At 55.6% G+C, this 24,483-nt stretch carries 22 protein-coding genes and 1 pseudogene; 9 read left to right on the top strand and 14 right to left on the bottom strand.

Going from position 1 to position 24,483, the window contains the following annotated elements:
• Window positions 1-213: 213 nt before the first annotated feature.
• From EPG66_RS19120 to EPG66_RS19100, 5 genes are all read left to right on the top strand, one after another.
• The gene (locus EPG66_RS19120) at window positions 214-804 is read left to right on the top strand and encodes a fimbrial protein (RefSeq protein ID WP_031593387.1); all 591 of its coding nucleotides are present in this window, start codon (window positions 214-216) and stop codon (window positions 802-804) included.
• Window positions 805-859: 55 nt separating this feature from the next.
• Window positions 860-1,528, top strand: a complete 669-nt coding sequence (locus EPG66_RS19115) for a fimbrial biogenesis chaperone (protein ID WP_069026655.1) — start codon at window positions 860-862, stop codon at window positions 1,526-1,528.
• Between the two features lie 117 nt (window positions 1,529-1,645).
• The gene (locus EPG66_RS19110; protein ID WP_246379486.1) at window positions 1,646-4,096 is read left to right on the top strand and encodes a fimbria/pilus outer membrane usher protein; all 2,451 of its coding nucleotides are present in this window, start codon (window positions 1,646-1,648) and stop codon (window positions 4,094-4,096) included.
• A gap of 16 nt (window positions 4,097-4,112) precedes the next feature.
• Window positions 4,113-5,222: a fimbrial protein gene (locus tag EPG66_RS19105; protein WP_182687803.1), complete on the top strand. Its 1,110-nt coding sequence runs from the start codon at window positions 4,113-4,115 to the stop codon at window positions 5,220-5,222.
• 208 nt (window positions 5,223-5,430) lie between these two features.
• Window positions 5,431-5,958, top strand: a complete 528-nt coding sequence (locus tag EPG66_RS19100; RefSeq protein WP_031593382.1) for a sterol desaturase family protein — start codon at window positions 5,431-5,433, stop codon at window positions 5,956-5,958.
• On the opposite strand, the gene crtB is transcribed toward EPG66_RS19100, so the two are convergent.
• From crtB to EPG66_RS19070, 6 genes are all read right to left on the bottom strand, one after another.
• The gene (gene crtB / locus EPG66_RS19095; protein WP_031593381.1) at window positions 5,897-6,826 is read right to left on the bottom strand and encodes a 15-cis-phytoene synthase CrtB; all 930 of its coding nucleotides are present in this window, start codon (window positions 6,824-6,826) and stop codon (window positions 5,897-5,899) included. The two genes, EPG66_RS19100 and crtB, sit on opposite strands and share 62 nt — an antisense overlap.
• A complete protein-coding gene (locus EPG66_RS19090) occupies window positions 6,823-8,301 on the bottom strand; it encodes a phytoene desaturase (RefSeq protein WP_182687801.1) in 1,479 nt (492 codons plus the stop codon). The genes crtB and EPG66_RS19090 overlap by 4 nt, the downstream gene beginning before the upstream one ends.
• The gene (crtY, locus tag EPG66_RS19085) at window positions 8,298-9,458 is read right to left on the bottom strand and encodes a lycopene beta-cyclase CrtY (protein ID WP_115758209.1); all 1,161 of its coding nucleotides are present in this window, start codon (window positions 9,456-9,458) and stop codon (window positions 8,298-8,300) included. The genes EPG66_RS19090 and crtY overlap by 4 nt, the downstream gene beginning before the upstream one ends.
• Window positions 9,445-10,740: a glycosyltransferase gene (locus EPG66_RS19080; protein ID WP_115758208.1), complete on the bottom strand. Its 1,296-nt coding sequence runs from the start codon at window positions 10,738-10,740 to the stop codon at window positions 9,445-9,447. The genes crtY and EPG66_RS19080 overlap by 14 nt, the downstream gene beginning before the upstream one ends.
• A 9-nt stretch (window positions 10,741-10,749) precedes the next feature.
• Complete coding sequence (locus EPG66_RS19075) at window positions 10,750-11,658, bottom strand: polyprenyl synthetase family protein (RefSeq protein WP_031593376.1); 909 nt, start codon at window positions 11,656-11,658, stop codon at window positions 10,750-10,752.
• A 218-nt stretch (window positions 11,659-11,876) separates the two neighbouring features.
• Window positions 11,877-12,407, bottom strand: coding sequence for a YtfJ family protein (locus EPG66_RS19070; RefSeq protein WP_069026661.1), 531 nt, complete (start codon window positions 12,405-12,407; stop codon window positions 11,877-11,879).
• Between the two features lie 172 nt (window positions 12,408-12,579).
• Between EPG66_RS19070 and EPG66_RS19065 the strand changes: the two genes are divergently transcribed.
• On the top strand, window positions 12,580-12,807 hold the full coding sequence (locus EPG66_RS19065) for a hypothetical protein (protein WP_069026662.1): 228 nt from the start codon (window positions 12,580-12,582) through the stop codon (window positions 12,805-12,807).
• A gap of 45 nt (window positions 12,808-12,852) precedes the next feature.
• On the opposite strand, the gene EPG66_RS19060 is transcribed toward EPG66_RS19065, so the two are convergent.
• The 3 genes from EPG66_RS19060 to EPG66_RS19050 form a co-directional block, all read right to left on the bottom strand.
• Entirely contained in the window at window positions 12,853-13,530 is a 678-nt protein-coding gene (locus tag EPG66_RS19060; protein WP_031593374.1) for a pirin family protein, read from the bottom strand.
• Between the two features lie 126 nt (window positions 13,531-13,656).
• Window positions 13,657-15,387 (bottom strand): DUF2534 family protein, encoded by a 1,731-nt coding sequence (locus tag EPG66_RS19055; RefSeq protein ID WP_182687799.1) that lies wholly within the window; start codon window positions 15,385-15,387, stop codon window positions 13,657-13,659.
• A 45-nt stretch (window positions 15,388-15,432) separates the two neighbouring features.
• On the bottom strand, window positions 15,433-15,852 hold the full coding sequence (locus EPG66_RS19050; protein ID WP_182687797.1) for a DUF2946 domain-containing protein: 420 nt from the start codon (window positions 15,850-15,852) through the stop codon (window positions 15,433-15,435).
• 220 nt (window positions 15,853-16,072) lie between these two features.
• Here EPG66_RS19050 and EPG66_RS19045 point away from each other — a divergent pair, with 220 nt between their 5' ends.
• Window positions 16,073-17,011, top strand: a complete 939-nt coding sequence (locus tag EPG66_RS19045) for a D-2-hydroxyacid dehydrogenase (RefSeq protein WP_182687795.1) — start codon at window positions 16,073-16,075, stop codon at window positions 17,009-17,011.
• 214 nt (window positions 17,012-17,225) lie between these two features.
• Window positions 17,226-18,145: pseudogene (locus EPG66_RS19040) on the top strand (Rpn family recombination-promoting nuclease/putative transposase).
• A gap of 138 nt (window positions 18,146-18,283) precedes the next feature.
• Here the strand turns inward: EPG66_RS19040 and glsB are convergent.
• The 5 genes from glsB to fucO form a co-directional block, all read right to left on the bottom strand.
• A complete protein-coding gene (glsB, locus tag EPG66_RS19035; protein ID WP_039387742.1) occupies window positions 18,284-19,210 on the bottom strand; it encodes a glutaminase B in 927 nt (308 codons plus the stop codon).
• Between the two features lie 82 nt (window positions 19,211-19,292).
• Entirely contained in the window at window positions 19,293-20,492 is a 1,200-nt protein-coding gene (locus EPG66_RS19030; RefSeq protein WP_182687793.1) for a CynX/NimT family MFS transporter, read from the bottom strand.
• Window positions 20,493-20,667: 175 nt separating this feature from the next.
• Window positions 20,668-20,838, bottom strand: coding sequence for a YdgH/BhsA/McbA family protein (locus tag EPG66_RS19025; protein WP_182687791.1), 171 nt, complete (start codon window positions 20,836-20,838; stop codon window positions 20,668-20,670).
• A 104-nt stretch (window positions 20,839-20,942) separates the two neighbouring features.
• Window positions 20,943-21,116, bottom strand: coding sequence for a GhoT/OrtT family toxin (locus EPG66_RS19020; RefSeq protein WP_010247416.1), 174 nt, complete (start codon window positions 21,114-21,116; stop codon window positions 20,943-20,945).
• Between the two features lie 322 nt (window positions 21,117-21,438).
• Window positions 21,439-22,587 carry a lactaldehyde reductase gene (gene fucO / locus EPG66_RS19015; protein WP_182687788.1) on the bottom strand — a complete coding sequence of 383 codons (1,149 nt, stop codon included), beginning with the start codon at window positions 22,585-22,587 and terminating at the stop codon, window positions 21,439-21,441.
• A 258-nt stretch (window positions 22,588-22,845) separates the two neighbouring features.
• On the opposite strand from fucO, the gene EPG66_RS19010 reads away from it, so the two are divergent.
• A complete protein-coding gene (locus tag EPG66_RS19010) occupies window positions 22,846-24,483 on the top strand; it encodes a dihydroxyacetone kinase subunit DhaK (protein WP_039388962.1) in 1,638 nt (545 codons plus the stop codon).

The raw sequence follows: 24,483 nt of genomic DNA, 5'->3' as shown, positions 1-24,483 counted from the left end.
TAAACTGATGTAGATCAAGGAAGACTGCCAATGTATATCTTCTGTGTAAGAACCTAAACGTCTCGTTTAATTTTTATATAGCCGTGAGAGGCTAATATAGCAGCAACATAATAAACCTCGGGTTGTTATGTTGGCGCATTTCTGTAAATGCATATTTATCCATCAGGTGACTAATTACAGCCACTTTGCATGTATTAAAAAGAGACAGGTTTGATGAATATCAGAAAACATATTCTGCCCGTGGCACTGGCTGGCCTTATGGTGTCCGGATCAGCATTAGCCACGCCTGCTGATGGTCCCTCACCGATTACTCCTAATCCGGGAGCAGCAGCCGGTACACAGGGTGCCGGTGGTGAAGTGAAATTTACCGGCGAAATTACCGATGTTTCCTGTGACGTTTCTACCGCCAGTAAAAACCAGAGCGTTGATTTAGGTAAATGGGCGAAATCGTATTTCGAAAGCCGTAACGAAACTACGGAAACGCCATTCACTATCTCTGTGAAGGATTGTCCTTCATCAGTTAAAACGGTGGCTGTCCTGTTTGATGGCGACAAAGATAGCGGTGACAACTCCCTGCTGAAAGTTACCAGCGGTGGCGCGTCCGGCGTGGGAATTAAACTTTATGAAGCTGACCGCAGCACGCCAATTGCGATTGGATCTGTCTCCAAAGCAGTCAACGTGGTGGCGGCTGAAGAGGGAGGTTCTGCCGACTTAAATTTCTTTGCCGATTATAAAAGCGATGGTGCGCCAATTGCCGTCGGTGCTGCCAACTCAGTCTCTAACTTTGTGATGATTTATAACTGATTAATAGCAGGGGTAACCCTGCTTCCCCTCCGAAATATCAATGGCACAAATATCTATGTTTAAGGTAATAAGACTTATTTCACTCTTTTCTGCGTGCATGCTTAGCATGGCTGCCCATGCGGGTGTGGTAATGGGAGGGACGCGTATTATTTTTGTGGAAGGCAAAAAGGAGGCAACACTTTCGGTCACCAATCAGGATAAAAATACGCCGTATCTGGTTGAATCCTGGATAGAGAACTTTGATCAAAATAATCATTCCCGGGTACCATTTATTGTTACGCCACCGCTATTCCGGCTTGATGCGGAAAAAGAGAATCTGTTAAGGATTAATTATCTGGGGATGCCCCTGCCGAAAGATCGTGAATCGGTGTTCTGGCTGAATGTGAAATCTATCTCACCGACGCCGCGCGAGAAAAGTAACCAGCTTCAGGTCAATATTAAATCGAAATTTAAGCTTTTTTATCGGCCAAAAGGATTGCCGGGTAATCCGGCTGATGCCTGGCAGCAACTCTCATTCCGCCATGAAGGCAATCAGCTGATTGTGCATAACCCAACGCCTTACTTTGTCTCATTTTATTCGCTCAGCGTTAATCATCACGAGATACAGGATCCTGGCATGATTGGCCCTGGAGAAGATCGGCACTGGCGCGTCGCTGATTCCGGCGCAGTGACCTGGTCTGCAATCAACGACTATGGCGGCATTACCGAACAACGTACGCGCTAGTTGTTATTTGTAATTTATTTTGTTTTAAACCCGGGACCATCATCAGTGAAAGTTAATCAGCACGCTCAGAGAGGAAACAGAAGGTACGCAAAGCCGCTTTATGCCTCTCCCTGGTTAATGCTGATTTTGTTCTGCCCGCCGCGTGGTGCTCGCGCGGATGACTATTTTGACCCGGCGGCGCTGGAATTTTCATCCGATCAACATCACGCCACCGATCTCCACTATTTTGCTCGTGAGGGCGGACAGCAACCCGGCACGTATCATGTCACGCTGTTGCTCAACAACAGAGTTATTGATAGCCGGGATGTCAGCTTCGTGCAGGGCAGAGCCGGGCTGGTTCCGCAACTGACGGTGGCAGAGCTGGCCGCGATGGGGGTGAACGTCAACGGTTTTTCCGCGCTCACCCATCTGAAGAGAGATGAGACCATCGAAGAGTTAGGCGATTTCATTCCCGATGCATCGACCCACTTTGATTTCGCACATCAGCAGTTAAACCTTTCAATTCCACAAATCGCGCTGATGGTGAAAGATCGCGATTATGTCGATCCTGCACGCTGGGATGAGGGTGTATCGGCTGCTTTTGTGAACTATACCCTTTCTGGCAGCAGCAGCCGCAATCAGCGTGACCGCTGGAACTCGACGCTACTCAGCCTGCGCAGCGGGGCCAATCTTGGTGCATGGCGGCTGCGTAACACGTCCACATGGCGCTACGATCAGGTCAGTCAATGGCAGTCTCAAACCACCTTTCTGGAGCGGGATCTTAAGGCACTGAAAAGCCAGTTTAGGGTAGGAGATACCTATACGACCGGCGATGTTTTTGACAGCGTGCAGTTTCGCGGTATGCAGATCATGTCTGATGACACCATGCTTCCGGAAAGCCAGCGCGGCTTCGCCCCGTTGATCCACGGCATCGCCCATAGCAATGCGCGGGTAACGGTAAGCCAGCACGGCTATGTGATTTATGAAACCGTGGTCGCACCCGGCGCGTTCGAAATCAAAGATCTCTATCCCACGTCCCAGAGCGGTGACCTCGACATCACTATCCATGAAAGTGATGGTTCAGTGCGCTCCTTCACTCAGCCTTACTCTGCCGTGCCTTATATGCTGCGTCAGGGGCATCTGAAATACAGCGTCAGTGGCGGTCGTTATCATTACTCAGGCAGCAGCAACCTGCGTACGCCTGAATTTGTGCAATCCACGCTGTTCTACGGACTGCCACATGATTTTACCGCCTTTGGTGGCCTGCAGGTTGCGCAAAACTATCACGCTGTGGCGGCGGGCCTGGGTAAAAGCCTGGGTGATTTTGGCTCGCTGGGAACCGATGTGACTCTGGCAAAAACCCGTATGCCTGAAGGACAAAGCCGGAGTGGTCAGTCGCTGCGTGCGCAATATCAGAAAAATTTCGCCTCCACCAATACCTCTTTCAGCATGGCAAGCTATCGCTACTCCTCCAGCGGTTTTTACGCCTTCAGCAAGGCCAATACGATGACCAGCCCGGCAAGCTATGTGGCAAATAAACGCAGTCGCTCAGAAATTTCAGTCTCTCAGGGTATCGGTGACTATGGCAGCCTCAGTGCCTCCGCGTATGTGCAGCGCTACTGGCGATCAGACAATGAAGATCGCACATTACATCTGGGCTTCTACAGCAATTACAAAGCCATTTCCTGGGGCTTTGCCTGGTTTTACACCGACTCGACCAGCGCCCGTAAAGCTGATCGTGCGGTCTCTTTTAATGTCTCCATCCCCTTCAGCGCGCTGCTGCCAGACAGCTCCGTCAGCTACAGCATGAATGCCACCAATGATGGCGATGTGTCTCAGCAGATCAGCCTTTCGGGCAGCGCGTTGCAGGACGATAACCTGCACTACAACCTGCAACAGGGCCATGACAGTCAGGGACAGAACGTGAACAGCAACGGCTCGCTGGATTATCGCGGCAGTCGCGGCAGCGTCAGTGTCGGGGTCAGTCACGATCGGCGCAGCAGCCAGTTTAACTATGGCCTGTCGGGCGGGATCGTCGCGCATGAAAACGGCATTACGTTGAGCCAGCCGCTGGGCGATACCTTCGCGATTGTCCGGGTACCGGATACGGCAGATGTGGGCATCCGGAGCGGCAGCAAAGTGGTCACTGATGGCCGTGGTTATGCGATTGTGCCTTCACTCTCGCCCTACCAGGAAAACGCTATTGAACTGGAAACGGATACGCTGCCCGACAACGTTGACGTCGAACTGGATGGGCAAAAGGCTATCCCTACGCGTGGAGCGATTGTGATGGCGGACTATGCCACCCACGTAGGTAACAGGGTGCTGTTCACCCTTACCTGGCACAACACATTTCCGCCCTTCGGTGCGGCTGGCCAGGTCGCACTTGCCGCCGCGGGTAAACAGAGCAGTACCAGCGGCATCGTGGCCGAAAAAGGGGAACTTTATCTGAGCGGTGTACCGGCTAAGGGCGTCATCGTGGTGAGCTGGCAGGATGAGGGAGGGCAGAAAAGCTGTCACGCACCATTCCGTCTGCCAGCAGCCACCGGTACTAATCCGGTCAGACTGGTCTCTGCGGCTTGTCAGTAATGCACAGGAAGTTAAGATGAAATCAGTTCAGCGACTAATGACAGGGATCATAGTGATGATCCCGGCGCTGGTTTGTTTGCAGGCGCTGGGGCAGGAGTCCTGTCAGGGTATCAGTCAGGTTGTGGTACAGGTGCAAAACGTCAACTATGTGCCGGGCGCAGCCGATGGCACGGCCATCTCGGCGCAGATGCCTCTGCAAAGCAGTAATGCCTTTACCTGTAATAAAAACAGCGGTGAGCAGGGCTATAACTACAAGGATCTGGGGTTTGAGATTAACGCCGAAGAGTCCGGCTTACAGACGAATATTGCGGGCGGTCATAATACGCCAATATATCGTGTGCCGGGAGCAGACAGCATCGGATTCGCTATCGGTTTCAGGGAGCCATCCTGGTGCGCCGGTACCTTCTCTGATACCAGCGGCAAGGGCAAAATCAGCTCGATCTGTAATTCACAGACCGGCCCACAGTTGAATTCTGCTCATGACATTACACTTCAGTCCTATGTGGTCTTCTATAAAATCCCGGGCCAGCAATCGCCGCTTAATCCAGGCAATCAACCGGCCAATGTCGGTCAGGTGAATATTGGCAATGCCAGCTTGAAGGTGGGGGATAGTGCAGCCAGTAGTCAGCCGATCAATGATAAGCCGCAGATCTTCCTCTCCAGCTTTACCGTGCAATATGGCAGCTGTGCTGTTGTCACCTCCCGGTCCGTGATTAATGTAGAGATGGGAAAAGTGAGTAAGGCGGAGTTTAGCGGTATCGGTAGCCGGGCGGAAAGTGAAAAAGGTTTTCAGATTCAGGTGATGTGTGAACACAGTGCAGCGGTTAAAGTGGGCTTCTTCGGTATGACTACCGCGGGTGATAAGGATGCCCTTAGCCTGACGCCACAGAGCAACTCTGCTTCAGGTGTGGGCATTGCCCTGACCTATGGGTCGGGCCTGCAGGTTCCTGAAGGCCAGCGGGTCCCTCTGAATGTGCCGACCGATCAACTGCCGGTGCTGACGACGATCTCCTCACCCAATCAGACGAAGTCGATGGCGTTTAACGCGCAATATATTCAGACCGACGGGCAGGTTATGGCGGGCAAAGCGGACAGCACAGTGACCTTTAACCTGGTTTATAACTAGGTTGTTCAGACTGTGCATTACAGGTGGGAACGGTGTGATGCATGCTGAATGCGCCACACTTTTCTACCCTGAGCGCTGACACAATCATTATCCGGGCTATCTCCTGCAGCAATCGTTAAAACCGGCACACCCGACCCGCTGTTTTCCCCAATCTCTGTTAAAATTGAACCTCTGCGCCACTTTGCAGGATGCATGTTCGGGAGAAACTATGTTGTGGATTTGGAATGCCCTGATTGTTCTGGTCACTGTTATCGGAATGGAGATAACGGCTGCACTGGCGCACAGATACATTATGCATGGCTGGGGTTGGGGCTGGCATCTGTCACATCATGAACCGCATAAAGGCTGGTTTGAGGTTAACGACCTCTATGCCGTGGTGTTCGCGGCTCTGTCGATTTTGCTCATTTATCTGGGCAGCACGGGTGTCTGGCCCTTGCAGTGGATCGGTGCGGGTATGACGCTCTACGGCCTGCTCTATTTTATTGTGCATGATGGCCTGGTGCATCAGCGCTGGCCATTCCGCTATGTTCCGCGCCGGGGTTATTTACGCAGGCTTTATATGGCGCACCGCATGCATCATGCGGTACGAGGCAAAGAGGGCTGTGTCTCGTTTGGCTTTCTTTACGCGCCGCCGCTGTCAAAACTGCAGGCGACGCTGCGAGAACGTCATGGCGTTAAACGGGGCGCTGCCAGAGGTCAGCGGGGCGTGGAGCGTGACGCGCCACCCGGGAAGTAACCGCCTGACCCGATGCCGCCACCAGCAGTGCCAGTTTCTCTGGCGTGCTGGTGGACTGGCGTTGATCCCACGCCTGTGAACCCGCCTGAACCACCTTCATACCGATTTTACGATAGACCTGCTGCGCGGTAGCAATCGCCCATGCTGAACGCAGCGGTAAACCCGGCAGGCCAGCCGACGCCGATCGATAATAGGGCTCTGCCGTTTCCACCAGCCGACGGGCGACGCGGCTTAGTGCCTGGCGATTTTGCGGATCGGCGAGATTCTCTCGGGTCAGCCCCTCTTCAGCCAGCCACGCAGCGGGCAGATAGCAGCGTCCCGCTTCAGCATCTTCAACGATATCGCGCGCAATATTGGTTAGCTGAAAAGCCAGACCGAGATCGCAGGCGCGATCCAGCGTGGCGTTGTCGCGTACGCCCATAATCTGCGCCATCATCAGGCCAACCACGCCCGCGACGTGGTAACAGTAACGCAGCGTATCATCCAGCGTCTGATAGCGTGTCTCATGCACATCCATCGCGAATCCCGCCAGATGATCAAAAGCGTAAGCAGGCAGAATATCGTGTGCCATTGCCACCTCCTGAAAGGCCGCAAAGGCGGGCTCATGCATCTGCGATCCGGCATAGGCCTGACGCGTTTTCATCTCCAGCTGCGCCAGGCGCTGTTCGGCGGATTGCAGCGATGGCGTATCGTTGCTGAATCCCAGGACCTGATCGTCAATCACATCATCACAGTGACGGCACCAGGCGTAGAGCATCAGCACGCTACGTCGGGTTTTGGCATCAAACAGTTTTGACGCGGTGGCAAAGCTTTTCGATCCTACTTCCATAGTGTCTACGGCATGATCGAGCAGTGACGGACTATTCAAGCCAGATCCTCCAGCATTAATCCTGCGGTAGCCTTGGCCGAGCCAATCACGCCAGGAATGCCCGCACCAGGATGGGTGCCTGCACCGACCAGATAGAGATTATTAATATTTTTATCGCGGTTGTGAGGCCGGAACCAGGCGCTTTGGGTCAGGATCGGCTCCACCGAGAAGGCCGAGCCCTGATACGCATTCAGCTCATCGCGGAAATCAAACGGCGTGAAGATGCGATGCGTCACCAACTGGCTGCGCAGGCCCGGCATGTAGTGCTGTTCCAGATAGTCGAAAATGCGATCGCGCAGGCGCGGACCTTCAACGGACCAGTCAATATCGGCGGTGCCGAGATGCGGTACCGGCGCCAGCACGTAGTAGCTGCCGCAGCCTTCCGGTGCCAGTGAGGGATCGGTCACGCAGGGCGCATGCAGATAGAGCGAGAAGTCCTCTGCCAGGCCATCTTTGTTAAAGATCTCATCAATCAACTCATGATAGCGCGGACCAAAGCAGACCGTGTGGTGCGCCAGCTGATCGTGATGATGATTCAGGCCAAAATAGATCACAAACAGCGAGTTGCTCATGCGTTTGTTCTGCAGTGACCGTCCCTGCGCTTGCGAAGCGGGATGCTGGCTCAGCAGTTCGCGGTAGGTGTGAACCACATCTGCGTTGGAGGCAACCGCGCGGGTCGGGAAGACCCGGCCATCTTTCAGGTGCACCGCGGTGATCCTGTTTTCCTGGGTCTCCAGCCGGGCAACGCTGGCATTAAGTTCCACTTCGCCGCCCAGATCTTCAAACAGTTTCACCATGCCCTGCACCAGCGCGCCCGTGCCACCGCGCGGGAACCAGACGCCCCATTCACGTTCCAGCGCATGAATCAGGGTATAGATTGAGGAAGTGGCAAACGGATTTCCGCCCACCAGCAGTGAGTGGAAAGAGAAGGCCTGACGCAGATGCTCATCTTCAATGTAGCTCGCCACTTTGCTGTAAACGCTGCGCCACGCCTGAAGTTTTGCCAGCTGAGGCGCGGCCCGCAGCATGTCGCGGAACGACAGAAACGGCACGGTGCCAAGTTTCAGATAGCCTTCAGCAAACACCGCTCTGGAATAGGCCAGAAAGCGCCGATAACCTTCAACGTCACGCGGATTAAACGCGGCAATCTGCGCTTCCAGCGCGGGCTGATCGTTGTCATAACTGAACACCTTGCCGGACTCCCAGCAGAGGCGATAAAACGGCTTCACCGGCATCAGCTCGACATAGTCAGAGAGCTTTTTACCCGCCAGGGTGAACAGCTCTTCAATGGCGCTGGGATCGGTGATTACCGTGGGGCCGGCATCAAACGTGAAGCCCTGATCCTGATAGACATAAGCCCGGCCGCCAGGCTTGTCACGCTGCTCCAGCAGTCGGGTGGGAACGCCTGATGCCTGAAGGCGAATTGCCAGGGCCAGACCACCAAAGCCTGCGCCAATTACTGTAGTTCTATTCATTGCATCGCCTGTTGACGGTGAGGAGTCATAATAGCCTGTAACGCCGCCAGAACGGGGACCGGGGGCTTGCCGCTTAAGATGCGCAGCCGATCAGGCAAAGTGAGTTTTCCCGCATAAAAACGGGCGATCAGACCTTCGGGAAGGCCGTAAAAACGTTGCATCACCTGCCAGCGCTGGTCAGCCGGGCCCGCCAGAAACAGCATACGGTTCAGCATGCGGAAGAAGCGCTGTTGCTGCCAGGCCTGACTGGCGAATTGCTGAATGGTGGCGTGCAGGGTCTCAGAGGTAAACGTCTGCATCTGCGCCAGCCGGTCAGCCAGCGCGACCGCCAGCGGCAGAGAGTAGCCGGTAGTGGGATGGAATAAACCGGCACGCAAACCGCTGCAGGGCAGATCGCGTTCCTGCCAGAAGGCGGCCACGTCGCCGGTCAGCGTAATCGGCAATGCGCCTTGCTCTTCGCGTAGCAGCCGGTCTAATCGCCACCCCTGCTGCGTGGCATAGTCGCGGATATTCTGACGGGCGCGATCGCCTTCCAGCGTGGCGTTATCAATGTAGTGGGTATCTTCAATCAGCAGGGTGTCTGCAGAAAAGGGCAGGCTGTAGACAAAGCGATAGCCTGCCTGCTGATCTACCGTGGCATCCATGATGATAGGCGCGGTCAGGCCATGTGGCTCGCTGAGCTGCCACTCCTGTCCGACAAACGACTGGAAGCCCATGCGCAGTGCGGCATCGGGCTGGTAGCCACGGCCATCAATCACTGCGTCACTCTCCAGCACCCGGCCATCGTCCAGCGTGACTGCGCGTGAAGCGATGCTCGCAACCCGGGTATTCAGCAGCAGATCCGGCGCAAACCCGTCGCGGATGACCTGCGCGAAGCGCTCCGCAGTCACGCAAAAATAGCCACTGTTCAGGCTGCGACTACGTTGGGGAAAGCGGACCTCATAGCCAGGCCAGTGATGTACTACCAGCGGAGCGATCCAGCGATGCTGCGTTTCGGTGAGATCTTCCGCATGAAACGACCAGGTGTGATTGGCACCCGGTTCACGTTCGGCATCAATCAGCAGAATACGCAGGGAGGGCCGCTGCTGTCTCAGGCGCAGGGCGATCAGCCCGTTGGCCAGTCCCGCGCCCACCAGAATCAGATCATACCGCGGCATAGTCTCTCCTGGTGAGCACCGGCTGGCGGGTCAGCATCGCCTGTTCGACAATGCCCGCCGCCAGGGTGGTTCCGCCCGCCTGACGAAGTGCGCTACGCAGCGTTTTCATCTGCTGAACGTAGCTTTCATCAGCCAGTAAGGTCTGGAGCTGACGCGCCATGGAGTGGCTGGTGGTAAAGCGTGAGGCGCGACGTCCGATACCGTGCCAGACCACTCTGGCAGCCACACCCGGCTGATCAAAGGCCAGCGGGATCGTCAGCAGCGGCGTCAGATGGTTAATCCCATCCAGCACCGTATTCATGCCGCCGTGCGTAATGGCAAGATCGGCCTGCGCCAGTGCAGCCGCCTGGTCGGCAAAATCGACCACCTGAACATGGCTGGCCTGCGCCAGTTTCTCCGCCTGGAAAGGTGACAACCGACCGCAGTGCGCCAGCAATAACTGAGCATCGATCTCCTGGCAGGCGCGGACGATGGTTTTAAACAGGCCGTAGCGATGTCCCTGCAGCGTGCCGAGTGAAGCAAAAATGCGCGGTCTGTCGCCATGCGTGAAGTAGCGAGGCTGCGCCTCGGCGGGTGCCGGTTCAGTGGTACGCAGCGGGCCAACCGAATGGAAATGATCGGGCAGCGCCTGGCGGGGAAAATCCAGTTCCGGGATTAGCTGGCTGATCTGCGCCAGCGGTGAAAAACAGTGATGCAGTTTTTCCCGGGGTGCTAATCCCATCGCATGAGCGTTGCGGGCGATCACCCGATCGTGACGCCGCATCAGCCAGTCATAGATTTTTTCACTGGTGCGATAGCGTTCCCGTGCCTGATCGGTCCTGGCATAGTCAAACGGCATCACGGCCAGCGGGAAATCCGCTTCACGGTTAAGTGGCAGCGCACAGGCAACCGAAACATAAGGCAGGTTTAGCGCTTCCGCCGCCAGTGCACCGGCAGGCTCCATCTGATCCACGATCACGCCATCAATCGCCAGGGTGCTCAGCACTACGGGCAGTTCACGACAGAGCATATCGGTGCTGCGGGCCATCTCATTGATCAGTTTCAGCATTGAGGGGCCGAGAGGATGTGCCGCCAGTTGCAGGGTGTGTGCCAGACTGCCCGCCGGATGCGAGGCTAAACCCAGCGGGAAAAAGCCGATCCGGCTATCGGTGAGTAGCGCGCTAACGTCCGTCTGCTGGATGAAAGTAATCTGGTGTCCGCGTGCGATTAAGGCCTGGCTAAGGTGCTGAAGCGCCTGCACATGGCTGTAGAAGGGCGGTGCAATGACCGCAAAGTGGCTCATGCAGCATCCTTAACTGACGGCAGCGAGTTTTTTCTCAAACCAGGCCTGAACAAAATGGTGTGTGGCATAACCGTCCTGGCAGGCCGATAACAGATGCTCGCTGGCGCAGCGCAGATGATCGCGCAGTCGCGTTTCAACCGCCTGTGGTCCCAGCAGATTCACCAGCGTTGATTTCCCGTCATCCTGATGGGCATCTTTACCGGTGTCGGCCATGCCGTCAGTGAGATCGTCCAGTAGCTGGAAAGCCTGACCAAGATTAAGCGAAAAACGGTGCAGCTGTTCGCGGGCTTCACCTGAGGCTTCAGCCACGATAGAGGCCATCTGCATGGAGGCGCAGAACAGCGTGCTGGTTTTATAGTGATTGGTCATCAGAATGGCGTCAGCGCTGCGTGGCTTGTCACCTTCGGAGAGATCCTTAAATTGCCCCTGCACCAGCCCCTGCATGCCGACTGCGTGGGATAATTCTGCCACAGCGTCGGCTCTGGCGGTTGCCGTTAAGCCTTCTGCCGCAGCGACCACGCCGAATGCCTTACTCAGCAGGGCCACCGCGGCCAGAATCGCGACATGTTCACCATACTGGCAATGAATGGTCGGACGTCCACGACGCAGTTGCGCATCATCCATGCAGGGCATGTCATCCAGAATCAGTGATGCGGCATGCACCATCTCTACCGCGCAGGCGAGATCAAGCAGGCCGGCAGGCGTGGCGTTGCAGCCCAGATCGCGCGCTGCCAGCAACAACAGCAGTGGACGGATACGCTTTCCTGGTGCCAGCGCACCGTCGCGCATTGCAGCGCCCACTAAGTCACGTTCGCTTTCAACCGGTAAAAGCCGATCAAGCCGTTGCTCAATGTCGTTCAACAGGCTGGCTGCATCGCTGTGTATGAAATTGACGTGTTGTTCTGCACAGACCGTCATCATGGCTGTCCTTATCTATAGAGGAAGTCACAGCAGGTCGAATGATTCGATGCCATCTTCAATAATCGTCCCCGACTGCCATAGCATAGTTGGCAGGTTTTCAAAGAACGGCGGGTTAATCCATTACAACTAAGAGTAGTTCACGATAATAAAAATGTCGGAGAATTCAGCAGCCTTCCGCGTTTTGCGGCGATAGCCGGACGGGCATTATGCGTGAATTAACCCAGTAATGCGCGCAGCTGTTTCATCACGCTGGCGACATCCTCCGCAGATAATGCGCCATCTTTAGCAAAGCGCACAATGCCTGCCGGATCAATCACCACCACGGACGCGCTTTCCGGCTTAAGATGCCAGCTGTGCGCGGTTACGCCACTGCTGTCGATTATGAATTGCTGCCACGGTGCCGCTTTTTTACTGGAAGCGATGCTGCGCACCACAAAAATGGCACTGCCAGGCAGCGCATCGTCAGTATTCACGATGGTGGTGGTCTGAAAACGGTCACGCGGCAGGCTGGCCTGCTGAATGGCTTCGATTAATCGTGCACTCTGATCCTTCGCTGAAAGACGACCCGCCACATGAATCACCAGACGCACTTTTCCGGTCAGGGTCTGACTGTTCCAGCGCAGATAATTTATGTCGCCCTGATTCAGCACCATTTCGCCTTTATCGGCAACGAAGACAGGTGGTACAGGCTGACCGGGGGTCAGGGTGTGGGCGGTGGCAAAGCCGGAAAACAGCAGGGCAATCATCAATCCATAATGGCGCACGGGTTCCTCACTTCTTTCACGGTTTGCGTCAGGCGCGGTGAACGCTTTCATTAGCAGGCAGAAGATTAGTACCACATCTATGTTTCAGATCAATAAAAGCATTCAGGATTTGGCCTGAAAATGCAGGGGAGAATGTGTTTACAGGAGGTGGGAAATGAGTACAGCATTGATGACATTACCTGAATTTGCCCGTTATATCGGCATTGCCACCCCAACGCTGGCACGCGCCTTTTGCTGTCGGGGATCGCTGGCGGGTGTGCCGCTGCCGCAGGCGCTGGATGATGCACCGCTGACGCAACGCCACTGGCTTCGCGATGATGTACGTCAGTTCGATCATGCATATAAACGGGTTCAGGCGATGCAGCAACGTAGCGCGCTTTAATCTGTATTAAGCAGGACCTGAGCGCGGGAAAGCCCCCGCGCTTTGTTATGCAAAATTATCGGGCTTTACCAGGAAGCAGACCAGATTGGCATCCCGATCGCCCACGATCTCAATGCTGGAATCCAGCCCGCTGACGGCATCACCGCGACCCAGTCGCTGATCGCCGACGCGAATAATCCCTTCAAGCACGGTGAGATAAGCGACAAAGCCCGGCATCGACGGCACGTCCAGCGTATGGTTGCGCTCCAGCAGTGTGTCGAAGATGTAGACTTCCTGGCGCAGTTCCAGCGGCGCATCAGACTCTTCCGGCCCGGCCAGTTCGGTCCAGCCATTAGTCATAATGCCCTGATCGCGCTCCAGCACCTGGGTCATCGCTTCACCGCCCTGCTGTGCAGGCCGGATTACCGCCTGTAACAGTTCCGCTTCATACAACGGCACCGACTCTTCGTATTGAACGCCATCACCCGCATTCACCACCATCACGCGTTTAGCAGAGAGCTGGGTACGTTCGCCATTACTGTCCTGATGCTGCATCGAACCACGCCACAGGTAGGTGAAAACTTCTTCATCCTGATGCTGCTGCATCGGAATCCGGGCATCGAGTTTTAGCGACATCAGATCAACACTGACCAGCGGGCTTAACGCCTCGCCAGGACGCTGGCGACGGACGGTAAAAGGACCGTACTCAAACAGTTGTTCAGGATTAGCTCGCACAATGTTCATGATTTGCTCTCAAATAAAGTGACTCATAACAACGATCATAGACCTCAGGCGGAGAATGAGAAGCCGGGAGTTTTGCCCGGCTTCGTCAGTTATTTTGAATAATAGAGTTTAGGGTGTCTTGCCAGCTTACTTGCCCTGTTCGTCGCTCTCACCGAGGAAGAAATACCAGAGTGGAATCGACAACAGCCCGGTAAAGACCGTGGAGTAGAGCAGGATCATCATCGCCTGGGTGATATACATGGTCAGCGACCAGTGACTAAAGGGGATCTGATACTGATCAATCACTCCGCCAATCATCGCATTCGCCATCACCGTAATGACAATCAGCGCCAGCACCGTCACGCTGCGCAGAAAATAGCGCATCTCTTTGCGCTTCCCGGCAAAACGCGACTGGACGATGGCCAGCGGCGACTGCTTGTCCGGGGCGACATCCACGCGGACGACTGCGGCGCGCTGTGCGCTGCGCCAGCGCTGAATATCCAGCAGCACCAGCGCCAGCAGGCTGATACCCATAACAGGCAGGGCATATCCCAGCGCCAGCATCACTATCAGACTGGTGCCCTGCGCATAGCGGGGCAGCGCCAGCCAGGCGGATAACAGCGTCTGCGAGGGGTTGAGCTGCGGAACAGCCGGGCGACGAATCCACCACATGCGGTAGCCCAGCACAATCATTGTGCAGAGTCCAAAGCCAGACAGCGCCAGAATCAGCTGATTAGGCAGGCCAAACAGCACGCCCATATGCGCATCCACGCCCCAGCGGGTCAGTTTCGCCACCAGCGGGAAGCTGGCAAACTCAACGCGGTCGACCACGCTAAAATCAGTCGGATTAATTGAAACCGCATCGACCTGGCTTGGCCAGCTGCGGTCAATCTCCGAAACCGTCCACGCCTGTTCAGCGTTCTTAGGCTGGCGTAGTTCCAGTTTCGCTGCATGCAGTCCGGCCTGACGCGCCGCTGCCAGCGCCTGATCCCAGCTGGCATTCGGCTGATTGAGAATCACAGGCGCGGCGGTTTTGGCCGGCATGGTCATTCCGGACATCGTCATCCCTTCCATTGCGCCGCGATGGTCAGCATGGGGATCGGCGGCTTCAGCGGGCGCGTTGCCGTTTAGCGCGGTATTAACCTGCGGCGTTTTCCAGCCAAAGTCACTGCGCATCTTTTCAATATTATTGCCCGCCCACTGTGACCAGGTCAGCCCGGTTACTGAAAAGAACACCAGACCGATTGCCAGCAGCAGCCCCAGCGTGACATGCCAGTGACGGGTTGCCGCGAAGCCGCTCCGTCCTTTACTGCGGGTGCGCGGCGGCCGGGTGCCGGACCATAAGACGATCCCACCCAGCGCGGCGACCCACAGCCAGGAGGCTGCCAGTTCACTGTAGTTTCGGCCAAAATCACCCAGCAACAGGCCGCGATGCAGCTGATCCAGCCACATGCGCAGCGGCAACACACCGCTGGTGCCATATACCGTCATATCGCCTTTCACCTGCAGGGTGTAGGGATCAATAAACAGCGATCGTGATTCCGATGGGCCAAGCTGTGGCACGGCAAACTGCACTCGGGTTGTATCCTGCGGGCCGGGTGCCGGACGCACAGCGTAAATGCGTGCTGATTCACCGGCACGGGCTCGCGCAGCGGCAATCTGGGCGGACAACGGTTGGGCCTCACCCTGGGCGTCGGTGGTCAGGGCATCATGGTAGATAGCCTGTTCCAGTTGCGGCGTCAGAACGTAGAGCGTGCCGGTGAGTGCCGCGACAAAAATAAACGGCGCAATAAACAGGCCGATATAAAAATGCAGGCGGCGAAAGAGATTAAACACCGTGCCGCGCGGTGCAGGGGACATTTCCTGAGAAGAGGACATAGCATTCCACACTTTTCAAAAGACAAAGACGATCAGGTGACGTTGTCACGCAATCGGATTAGTAAGCAGTGAGTGTGACGCGATAAAGGGTGGCGCGCGCGGTCGATGAAGACGCAACAGCCGTCGCCATTGGGGTGGATTGATAGCCGCTGGCGGCGGGGCGCGGCTGATCAGGCACATCCACCAGATAAACGGGATAAAAACCCAGAGCATCAGCGGAACATGCACCAGCAGATCGCAGTAGCCACAGGCAAAGCCCGGGCCCATCATCATCCCGTGGTCCGCAATCGACATCTCGCTGTGATGATCTATCATCGGCATCTCTGCGCTCATGATCGAAGCGCCTTGCATCTTGGCATGATGCTCAGCGAGATTCTTTGAGATCATCGGTGCAACAAACAACAGCAGCACGGCCAGTATCGCAATACCGGCGGTGAGTCGTTGTCTGAGTGAAGATCCCGGCATGATTTCAACGGTCGTATGAGGTCAGAATTCAGGGCGGCAGTGTAACGCGAAGGGGATAAAAGGGTTAAATAAAGTGGCATCTGTTCCGAAAAAATTCGCACTCTTTGAACATTTTCACTTTAATTTCAGCATCATTTAACTTATTTGTTACTCGCAGCGTACATACAAATAACATTAATGATTCGCCTGCGGTTTAACCAAACCCGATGAAGGAGTAAACATGAAAATTTTAATGCTGGATGGTGGCACGCTGCCGGTACCCCTGCCGACCGGTCAACAGCCGGCTGACTGGGAGATTCGCGCGCAGACCCCGGCTGATGACATTGTGTCTTCGCTGGCGGGCGCAACGGTCGCTATCACCAATAAGGTGCCGTTGCGGGCAGACACACTGCAACAACTGCCTGAACTGCGTTTTATCTGTGTCGCAGCGACGGGCTATGACTGTATCGATCTTGATGCTTGTCGCGCACGCGGCATCGTGGTCAGTAATGTTCCAGGCTATTCGACTCAAAGCGTTTCAGAGGCGGTGATAGCCGCGATTTTTGCCCTGCGCCGTCAACTGATGGCTTATGCCAGCAATACCCGCATCGACTGGCCCCAGGCTAAGCACTTCTGTGTGCATCATCAGCCGATAGGGGATATTGGCGGAGCCACGCTGGGCATCGTGGGCAAAGGCGACATCGGCCAGGCGGTCGGAAGGTTGGCCCAGGCGCTGGGAATGCAGGTGCAGTACGCCGAGCGAAAAGGCAGTGAAAGGGTGCGTGACGGTTATGTCAGCTTTGAGCAGATGCTGGCGACCAGCGATATCATTTCGCTGCACTGCCCGCTGAGTGACATCACCCGCCAGATGATTGATCGCGAGGCGCTGGATAAAATGAAACCACAGGCGCTGCTGATAAACACGGCACGTGGCGGACTGATTAACGAGGCCGATCTTGCTGCCGCCTTAAAGCAGGGGCAGATTGGTGGTGCGGCGCTGGATGTGCTGAGCAGCGAACCGCCCGCTCCGGATAATCCGCTGCTGGCGGATCTGCCAACTCTGCTGCTGACACCGCACATCGCCTGGGCAAGTCGCAGCGGCGTGGAGAATCTGGTGGCTGGTGTGATGGCCAATATCGCGGCCTTTATTCAGGGCGAGCCAGTTAATGTGGTGAACTGAGTCAGGTGGCATAGTTTTTAATGCCCAACATGGGTTGATATTCAGAGCAACCTCGTAGAATTCAGGTAAAGCGTTTTACGCGGTTTAGTCATCAGGGTATTAATTTCATTTTTTCCATCAGGCCTTTAAACGTTCGTGCGCTACAGGAATTAGCGCCTTTAACTGGCTGAATCATCCGTTGTAAGCACTTCAGGAACAGAAAGGATTCTGGCCAGTGAAAAAGAAGAACAGCACGCCTGTGCCCCATGATGCCACATTCCGGCAATTTCTGACTCAGCCGGATATTGCCCGGGATTTCATGGAGCTGCATTTGCCGCCAGAGCTGCGCGTACGCTGTGATCTCAGCACGCTGAAGCTGGAGTCGGGGTCATTTGTCGAGGATGACCTTCGGCAGTACTTTAGCGACGTGCTTTACAGTCTTAAAACAACCGCTGGCGATGGATATATCCATGTACTCATTGAGCATCAATCTGTACCAGACAAACATATGGCATTTCGGCTGATGCGCTATGCAGTGGCTGCCATGCAGCGCCATCTTGAAGCAGGGCATAAGCGTTTGCCGCGCTGGTGATTCCCGTCCTGTTTTACACTGGCAAACGCACTCCCTATCCCTATTCGACCCGGTGGCTGGATGAGTTCGATGACCCGGCGCTGGCGTACAGGCTATACAGCCGCAGTTTTCCGCTGGTCGATGTCACGCTGATCCCTGACGATGAGATCATGCAACACCGCAGCATGGCGGCTCTGACCCTTTTGCAGAAGCATATCCGGCAGCGTGATCTGGCTGAAATGATGGACAGGCTGGTAACCATTTTGCAGGCTGGCTATCACTCTTCATCACAGGTGATAACGCTGGTACACTACATCGTACAGGCGGGCGAAACATCGGACGCCAAAGCCTTTGTACGGGAGCTGGCATTGCGTGTGCCACAACATGAGGATGTACTTATGACTATTGCACAACAGCTTGAGCAGATAGGGCTTGAGAAAGGTATTGAACAGGGACGGACTGAAGGTAGTCGTGGAGCAAGCCTCAGAATTGCCCACACCATGCTGAAGAGTGGCATGGATCGCAATACCGTTATGCAGATGACTGGTCTGAATGAAGAGGACCTGGCGCAGATTTCGCACTAATAAATTTTTTGAGTTCTGATTATCGCTGACGACTCAAATTGCCAGCACACTACACGGAAAATGCAAAATCAGCCTCCCGAAATCAAGGGAATCCCGCCGCATTTCATCACGGCGAGCCTGTGACTTGCGCGCTCAGCCTCAGAATATCGATCGCCCCAGCTTCTCAGTCAGCAATTCCAGCACTGCGGTACCCGCTAGCGAATTACCCGCGCTATCCAGCCCAGGCGACCAGACGGCAATGCTCATCTCACCAGGGATAATGGCAATAATCCCGCCACCTACGCCCGATTTAGCCGGCATCCCGACCCGCCACGCGAATTCGCCTGCGCCGTCGTACATCCCGCTGGTGATCATCAGTGCGTTAATCTGCCGCGCCTGACGTGGTGTAATCATCTGGCTACCGTCCAGCGTTTTGCCCTGATTCGCCAGATAGATAAACGTGCGGGCCAGCTCAACGCAGTTCATCGACAGCGAGCAGTAGTGGAAATAGGTCTGCATCACGCCGGTGACATCGTTATCGAAATTACCAAACGACTTCATCAGCCAGGCGATGGCTGCATTGCGGGCCGAATGTTCAAACTCGGAGCGGGCAACGTGGCGATCATAATTGATATCGGACTGCTGACTCAGCTGGCGCACAATTTCCAGCATTCGCTGACGCGGGGCGGTCAGTCGGGTTTCCAGCAGATCGCAGATCACCAGCGCACCGGCATTAATAAACGGATTACGCGGCTTGCCCTGTTCCAGCTCCAGCTGAACCAGTGAATTAAATGGCTGGCCAGAAGGCTCTTTGCCGACCCGCTGCCATATTTCGCTGTCTTCATAGCGGGTCAGTGCTACGGTCAGAGAGAGCGCCTTGGAGATCGACTGAATCGAAAAGCGCGTCTCAGCATCGCCCGCCTGAAAAAGGGTGCCGTCACGCAGGCAAACTGCAATCGCCAGATTATCGGCAGCCACATCCGCCAGCGCAGGGATATAGTCAGCCACCTTTCCCTGATGGATCAGTGGACGTACCTGATCCAGGATCTCCTGCAGCAGAGCATTATTCAGTTCAGACACGCACATTCTCCCGTCGATTCCCGCTGACCCGTGATGCTAAGTATCCGTGATCGGCGAGTCATTTATTGTTAACGGCTCCGCCGCATATTCAGCTAATGGTTTTTGACTGCGCTGCCAGCGGAGCCAGCAACATCTGTAACAGGCTCAGCATTGCCAGCACGCTAAAGGGCAGCGTCCAGTTACCGCTCTGCTCATGGAGCACACCAAAGAACAGCGGGCCGAGTGCCGCCAGCGCATATCCGACACACTGTGCCATGCCCGACAGCTGTGACGCCTGACGGTGATGAGTGGCTCGCAGATTAAACAGTGAGAGGCAGAGCACCAGTGATGCGCCTGCACCCAGCCCGGCCAGAGTCAGCCAGATGACGGCCCACTGCGGATTGAGCAATAAGCCCAGCATGCCGAGGAAAATGCCTGATGAAGCAATGAACGCGGTAAGCCGGGCATCTTTTACCCGCTTCAGCGCCACCATGCAGCCCAGGTTAGCGACGATCGCAATTGCCTGATACCAGAACAGCAGCCAGCCTGCGTGGGCCTGACTGAAGCCGTTATCCTGGGCAAACAGCGTAAACCAGTCAATCAGGGTATAAAACGCCAGCGATTGCAGCGCCATAAACAGTGCAATTTGCCAGCCGCCTGCCGTTCGCCACGGATGGCGATATGCAACGGGCGCATCTGCGGGCGCTGCGGTTGACCGTCGGTGACGTAACAGCGGCAGCCAGGCGAGCAGCGCAACCAGCCCGGGTAGCGCCCAGACAAACAGCGAGAGTCGCCAGCCTGCCGCTGAAAGCTGGCTCAGCGGAACGGCAATGCCTGATGCCAGGCTGGCAGTAATCGACATGGTGGCGGCATAAAGGCCAATATATTTAGCGGTGTGGGCGGTGAAATCGCGTTTAATCAGTGGCGGCAGCAGCACGTTGGCGGCGGCAATACCTGCGCTGAGCAGCAGCGTTCCGCTCCACAATGCCGCTTCAGCAGGCTGCCAGCGCAACAGCGAACCGGCAGTGATCAGGCATAGCGCGCCCCATAAACTGCGCTCAAGCCCGACGCGATTTCCCAGCCAGGCGGCCAGTGGGGCGAGCAGGGCAAACAGCATCAGTGGAATAAAGTTAAACAGGCCCGCTTCACCGACACTCAGGCCAAAGGTCTGGCGGATATCCTGCAGTACCGGGCCGATGACAGTAATGGGCGCACGAAGATTAGCCGCGGTCAGCAGCAGGACGAACAAAAAAAATGTGGCGCTGGAATACTCAGCGAGAGGTTTAGCTGGGTGTTGTACAGGCATCATGGCAGGGATCATCACATGCAGCAGTGCTGCGGGGGCGTTGGTTGACGTTAACGCTTACGCATCAGAATTGATGTCTGGGCGCTACTTTACTGACCGGTTAGCAGCGTGTAAAGCCTTGTTATGCGATGAAATAGCGCAATTGAGATCTCGCAGCAGCGATCGCCTTGTGACAGGATCAATGGAATTCAGGTTCAGGGAAATGACCGCAGTCGTTCTGGCTGGGATTGGAGCCTGGCTGGAAGGTCTGCTGGCGGGTTTCGGCCGCCGGAACCGGTTTTTCAGCGTGCCACGGGGCACTACAGGCACTGAGAAGAGAAAACAGAATTATCACACTGATAACGCGCATATCCGCTCCTTATTAACCGTCATGAACAAGGCCACGTCGGTGATCGGCGGTTTGCAGGTCAGGGACGTCTTACCTGAGTGTGGTATCTAAGGGGATAATGTCAATTAAAACAGAGCAAACATCAGCGCGACAGGAAAACTCATCGGCCAGGTGGCACCCACCAGAAAGGCGCTCAGCAGTTTGATGCTCAGCTTATCTTTGGCGATGAAGAACGTGATCAGCGTAGCGATCAATGCAACAACGGCATAGAAAATTAGCATACCCTGGTACAGTGTCATTGATATCTCCGCAGCGGCATTAAGGTTTTCGCTGCGCATGATGCGGATTTTTGTGATCCAGATCAAGTGAATCAGGGTTTAGCATCTAAAGAAATCATGGGTAAGGGCAGTTGGTTCGCTCGCTGAACTTCAGCGTAGCAGCGGGCGATTTCAGGCTGAAACCAGGCGAGGAAAACACGGCTAAAACCTTGGCTGATGCCGTCAGCCAGACTCAACAACCTCTGGCGAATGCTCCCTGATTAAGCGTTGCCATGACGTTAAAAAAAGCCCGCCAGCGTGGACGGGCCTGTTATCGGCACTGCATCACTAAAGGGTATGCGCTTTAACTCTGGCGGTATAACGCTATCACGTCCTCCAGGTCCGGCGTACGTGGGTTGCCGCCGGTACAGACATCATCCAGCGCGGCCTGTGCCAGTGCAGGAATATCCGCCTCTTTTAAGCCTACTTCACGCAGCGAGCGGGGAATACCCACATCGCGACAGAGCTGACGCACCGCGGCGACCGCCGCTTCCCGCGCCTGATCCAGCGATAATGACTCGACCTGTTTCACACCCATTGCGCGGGCAATGTCGCGATATTTTTCGCCAGTGCTTGAGGCATTCCACGCCATCACCTGCGGCAGCAAAATGGCATTGGCTACGCCGTGCGGGACATTGTAAAAGGCGCCCAGCGGGTGTGCCATGCCATGCACCAGACCAAGGCCGACATTAGAGAAACCCATACCGGCCACATATTGTCCCAGCGCCATCTGCTCAACCGCCTCAATATTTCCTGCCACCGATTCGCGTAGTGACTGTCTGATAATCTCAATGGCTTTGAGGTGCAGCATATCGGTCAGGGTCCAGGCTCCGCGTGTGATGTAGCCTTCAATGGCATGAGTAAGGGCATCAATACCGGTCGCAGCCTTCAGCGACGCTGGCATGCTCGCCATCATCTCCGCATCAATGATCGCCACTTTCGGAATGTCATGGGGATCGACACAGACAAACTTACGGCGATTCTCTTCATCGGTAATGACGTAATTAATCGTCACTTCTGCGGCGGTGCCTGCCGTGGTCGGGATGGCGATGATCGGCACGCACGGATGGCGGGTGGGGCTGACGCCTTCCAGACTGCGGACATCTTCAAACTCAGGATTATTAATAATAATGCCGATCGCCTTGCTGGTATCCTGTGGTGAGCCACCGCCAATGGCGATCAGGTAGTCGGCACCTGACTCTCTGAACACCGCAACACCCTGCTGCACAACCCGAATGGTAGGATTCGGCACCACCTCATCATAAACCGCCCAGTCAAGCTGATGTTGCGCCAGCAGATCGGTCACCCGCTTCAGCGCACCCGCCGCGACCAGCGCTTTGTCAGTGACGATCAGTGCTTTTCGCATCCCGCGACGTTGTACCTCTTCCGGCAAATGGCGCAAAGCACCAGCACCAAACCAGGCGGTTTCATTGAGAATCATACGTTGGGTCATTAAAACATCCTCTGTTAACAAATGAATTTTTACCATCCGTGATCCCCGGTTCATGTTCTGCGCAGAACCTCTCACTTTCAGGTAAAGACATTTGATAAAAATCAATCAATTAGTAAAAGTCACTGTACCTGTGCCCGCTGGTTTTCGTGCGGTATGTCTGAAATCAGGCTACAGACCTGTTGATGGATTTCTCACTGTCGTCAGAGGTATGTAACACTGGGTCATCAGCAAATCCGCATGCCTATGAGGAAAGAAGACATGACCCGATTCGTAATGAATAAAAAGGATGATCTCGTCGACAGCGCGTTAGATGGCATGATTTACGCCAGCCCGTGGCGCAATCTGGTCCGGTTGCAGGTCGATCCGCGCATTCGCATCGTGATGCGTAATGACTGGCAAAAACAGCAGGTCGCGCTGATTTCCGGTGGCGGTTCAGGCCATGAACCGGCCCATGTCGGTTTTATCGGCAAAGGGATGCTGACGGCTGCCGTCTGTGGCGATGTTTTTGCTTCTCCCAGCGTTGACGCGGTGTACAACGCCATCATCAATATTACCGGTGAGGCGGGATGTCTGCTGATTGTGAAAAACTACACCGGAGATCGCCTCAACTTCGGTCTGGCGGCAGAAAAAGCGCGCAAAGCGGGATTCAGCGTCAATATGGTGATTGTCGGTGATGATGTTGCGTTGCCCGATAACCCTCAGCCACGCGGCGTAGCGGGCACGTTGCTGGTGCATAAAGTGGCGGGCTTCGTTGCAGAGCGGGGTGATGACCTGGCGGCGGTGACCGAAGCAGCAGAGGCAGCCAGTCGTGCTATCGCCACCATGGGCGTTGCGCTTTCAAGCTGCCATCTGCCGGATGAACAGACCGGCCAGCGGGTGCCAGACGGCAGCGTTGAAATGGGGCTGGGGATTCACGGCGAACCGGGCGTTGACGTCATGCAGACGCAAAACAGTCAGCAGATTGTGCAGCATCTGCTGGAGAAAGTGATGCCGGGCAACGATCAGCCACGTGCGCTGTTAGTCAATAATCTTGGCGGCATGTCCGCGCTGGAGATGAGTCTGGTCACGCGGGATCTGATTGAGTCGCCGCTAAGCCGTGGCAGTGATTATCTGATTGGCCCGGCTCCGCTGATGACCGCGCTGGACATGAAGGGCTTTTCCGTCACCGCCATGACGCTGACGCCGTTGTTCGAGGAGGCGATCTGCGCGCCGGTTGAGGTCACCGGCTGGGTTCAGGCGGTTAAAATCGCACCGCTGCAGCCGGTTAATGCGACAAAAGAGGCAACAGCGCATCCGGCGCAACCCTCAGATAACCCGACCGTCGCTGCGTTTGTTAACAGCATCTGTGAAACGCTGATCGCCAGCGAAAGCGAGCTGAACAAACTGGATGCGCAGGTCGGTGATGGCGATACCGGTTCGACCTTTGCTGCTGGCGCACGTCAGATCCAGCGCGAATGTGCAGATAATCAGCTGCCGTTAAATGCCTTGCCCGATCTGCTCGCGGTGACGGGTGAGCGACTGGCGACCGTGATGGGCGGCTCCAGCGGCGTACTGATGGCGATCTTTTTCACCGCTGCTGCGCAGCAGCTGGCCGAGGGGGATGCGCTGCCCGCGGCCCTGCAGCAGGGTCTTGAGAAGATGAAGCAGTATGGCGGGGCACAACCAGGAGATCGTACGCTGATTGATGCGCTGCAACCCGCAATCGAGGCGCTGGTGGCGGGTAAATCGCTGGCAGAGGCGGCTGATGCGGCACAGCAGGGCAGTGATGCAACCGCCAGCATGGGGAAAGCAAAAGCGGGCCGATCATCTTATCTTAACAGTGCTAACCTCAACGGCGTGTCTGATCCGGGTGCCGTCGCTGTCGCCAGAGTCTTTGCGGCATTAAAAAAACTTTAG

This window comes from Pantoea pleuroti (assembly GCF_014156615.1).
In the GTDB taxonomy this organism is placed as follows: domain Bacteria; phylum Pseudomonadota; class Gammaproteobacteria; order Enterobacterales; family Enterobacteriaceae; genus Pantoea; species Pantoea agglomerans.
This window is presented reverse-complemented; position numbering and strand designations above follow the sequence as displayed.

Bases quoted from the DNA above. Each gene is read 5' to 3' on its own strand.
- EPG66_RS19120 (WP_031593387.1), top strand. From the start codon at position 214: ATGAATATCAGAAAACATATTCTGCCCGTGGCACTGGCTGGCCTTATG.
- EPG66_RS19115 (WP_069026655.1), top strand. From the start codon at position 860: ATGTTTAAGGTAATAAGACTTATTTCACTCTTTTCTGCGTGCATGCTT.
- EPG66_RS19110 (WP_246379486.1), top strand. From the start codon at position 1,646: ATGCTGATTTTGTTCTGCCCGCCGCGTGGTGCTCGCGCGGATGACTAT.
- EPG66_RS19105 (WP_182687803.1), top strand. From the start codon at position 4,113: ATGAAATCAGTTCAGCGACTAATGACAGGGATCATAGTGATGATCCCG.
- EPG66_RS19100 (WP_031593382.1), top strand. From the start codon at position 5,431: ATGTTGTGGATTTGGAATGCCCTGATTGTTCTGGTCACTGTTATCGGA.
- EPG66_RS19090 (WP_182687801.1), bottom strand. From the start codon at position 8,301: ATGAATAGAACTACAGTAATTGGCGCAGGCTTTGGTGGTCTGGCCCTG.
- crtY (WP_115758209.1), bottom strand. From the start codon at position 9,458: ATGCCGCGGTATGATCTGATTCTGGTGGGCGCGGGACTGGCCAACGGG.
- EPG66_RS19080 (WP_115758208.1), bottom strand. From the start codon at position 10,740: ATGAGCCACTTTGCGGTCATTGCACCGCCCTTCTACAGCCATGTGCAG.
- EPG66_RS19075 (WP_031593376.1), bottom strand. From the start codon at position 11,658: ATGACGGTCTGTGCAGAACAACACGTCAATTTCATACACAGCGATGCA.
- EPG66_RS19070 (WP_069026661.1), bottom strand. From the start codon at position 12,407: ATGATTGCCCTGCTGTTTTCCGGCTTTGCCACCGCCCACACCCTGACC.
- EPG66_RS19065 (WP_069026662.1), top strand. From the start codon at position 12,580: ATGAGTACAGCATTGATGACATTACCTGAATTTGCCCGTTATATCGGC.
- EPG66_RS19060 (WP_031593374.1), bottom strand. From the start codon at position 13,530: ATGAACATTGTGCGAGCTAATCCTGAACAACTGTTTGAGTACGGTCCT.
- EPG66_RS19055 (WP_182687799.1), bottom strand. From the start codon at position 15,387: ATGTCCTCTTCTCAGGAAATGTCCCCTGCACCGCGCGGCACGGTGTTT.
- EPG66_RS19050 (WP_182687797.1), bottom strand. From the start codon at position 15,852: ATGCCGGGATCTTCACTCAGACAACGACTCACCGCCGGTATTGCGATA.
- EPG66_RS19045 (WP_182687795.1), top strand. From the start codon at position 16,073: ATGAAAATTTTAATGCTGGATGGTGGCACGCTGCCGGTACCCCTGCCG.
- glsB (WP_039387742.1), bottom strand. From the start codon at position 19,210: ATGTGCGTGTCTGAACTGAATAATGCTCTGCTGCAGGAGATCCTGGAT.
- EPG66_RS19030 (WP_182687793.1), bottom strand. From the start codon at position 20,492: ATGATGCCTGTACAACACCCAGCTAAACCTCTCGCTGAGTATTCCAGC.
- EPG66_RS19025 (WP_182687791.1), bottom strand. From the start codon at position 20,838: ATGCGCGTTATCAGTGTGATAATTCTGTTTTCTCTTCTCAGTGCCTGT.
- EPG66_RS19020 (WP_010247416.1), bottom strand. From the start codon at position 21,116: ATGACACTGTACCAGGGTATGCTAATTTTCTATGCCGTTGTTGCATTG.
- fucO (WP_182687788.1), bottom strand. From the start codon at position 22,587: ATGACCCAACGTATGATTCTCAATGAAACCGCCTGGTTTGGTGCTGGT.
- EPG66_RS19010 (WP_039388962.1), top strand. From the start codon at position 22,846: ATGACCCGATTCGTAATGAATAAAAAGGATGATCTCGTCGACAGCGCG.